Genomic DNA, 1609 nt, shown 5'->3' with positions numbered 1-1609 from the left:
CCCGTATAATTCATCGGGGGTTGGCGGATGTAGCGTAAGCATCTGATTTAACGTATGATTTGGTTGTCTAATCCGATCAACGTCATTTCAAGAAAGCTACACCCGCCATGGACGATCCTACGCTGCCGCTACCTGGTCTGTCACCTGTTTCGGGCAAGCGGTTGGACGTCAGATTTGACGGCGGTCTGCTATCGTCAGACGGCGGGATTTTGCTGTTGCGCGAGGTGGAGCAGCGCCTTGGCGTTGCGGATCGCATGGCGGCCTGCATCAAAGATCCCCGCGCGCCGGATCTGATCACCCACAGCCTTACCGACATTATCCGCTTCCGGCTGATGATGATTGCGGCGGGTTACGAGGATGGCAATGACGCCTCCAGTCTGCGCGTCGACCCGATGTTCAAGCTGGCCCTTGATCTGGCACCTTCGGATCGCGCGCTATGTTCGCAGCCGACGATCTCGCGACTGGAGAACCTGCCTGATACGCGTGCGTTGCTGGGCATGGGCCGGGCGATGGTTGATCTGTATTGCGATTCCTTCCGCACCGTGCCCAAGCGTATTGTCCTCGACATTGATGACACATTCGATGCCGTGCATGGCGGCCAGCAGTTGCGATTATTCAATGCCCATCATGACGAATATGGCTTCCAACCCATCGTCGTGTTCGATGGCGAGGGCCGCTTCATCACTGCCGTGCTACGCCCGGCCAAACGACCCGGCGGCAAGGAAATCAGGGCTTTCCTGCGCCGCCTGATGCGTGCAATCCGCGCCAACTGGCCAAGAACGCAGATCATGCTGCGCGGCGACAGTCATTATTGCTGTCCCGAGGTCATCGACTGGTGCCGGGCGGGCGGACACGACTTCATCCTGGGCGTCGCGCCGACCTCGACATTGCGCCGCCATGTCACCGATCTCGAAACCAGCACCAAAGCGCGCTTCGAGGCCGCAACCGACGATGGCAAGGTGCGCCGCTTCAAGGCATTCCACGACGGCGCTAAAAGCTGGAGCCGCGTCGAGCGGATCATCGCCCGCGTCGAAGTCGGCGATCAGGGGGCCGACACCCGCTTCGTCGTCACCAATCTCAAAAAGGGCTCGCCCCGCTGGCTCTACGAGCAGGTCTATTGCCGGCGGGGGCAGGCGGAAAATCACATCAAGTCGTGGAAAACCCATCTCGCCGCAGACCGTACATCCTGCACAAAGGCCACGGCCAACCAGTTGCGGCTGTTCCTTCATGCCGGTGCCTACTGGCTTATGTGGGGTCTGCGCACCGCCATGCCGAAACGCTCAATATGGCGCACTGTCCAGTTCGATACCTTGCGCCTGCACCTCATCAAGATCGCTGCCCGTGTCGTCGAAATGAAGACCTTGATCCGCGTCCAATGGCCCACCGCCTGTCCCAACCAGCAGATCGTCCGGGTCGCCCTCGATCGTATCCCTCGCCTCGTTACCTGAACAACGGGCCTGGCCCCAAAAACCAAACCCGTCCCTTCAACCCGCAAGCCTCAACATACCCGACCTTCGGCTCATCCCCGGGAGTGATGCACCGCGCCTGCCTCCAACCAAAAACCGAAATCCTGACGCCCGATCAACAACGCGATGAATTATACGGGCTA

General features: G+C 59.8%; 1 protein-coding gene. It reads left to right on the top strand.

Going from position 1 to position 1609, the window contains the following annotated elements:
• Positions 1-107: 107 nt before the first annotated feature.
• Entirely contained in the window at positions 108-1448 is a 1341-nt protein-coding gene (locus tag HHL08_RS25230; RefSeq protein ID WP_043155119.1) for an IS1380 family transposase, read from the top strand.
• The last annotated feature ends 161 nt before the right edge of the window (positions 1449-1609 follow it).

Origin of the sequence: Sphingobium psychrophilum, assembly GCF_012927105.1 — a bacterium.
Taxonomy (GTDB): Bacteria; Pseudomonadota; Alphaproteobacteria; order Sphingomonadales; family Sphingomonadaceae; genus Sphingobium; species Sphingobium psychrophilum.
The sequence above is the reverse complement of the archived record's forward strand: the minus strand, read 5'-3'. Positions and strand labels throughout refer to the sequence as shown.

Excerpts from the sequence above, each read along its gene's own strand:
- HHL08_RS25230 (WP_043155119.1), top strand. The coding sequence starts at position 108 with ATGGACGATCCTACGCTGCCGCTACCTGGTCTGTCACCTGTTTCGGGC.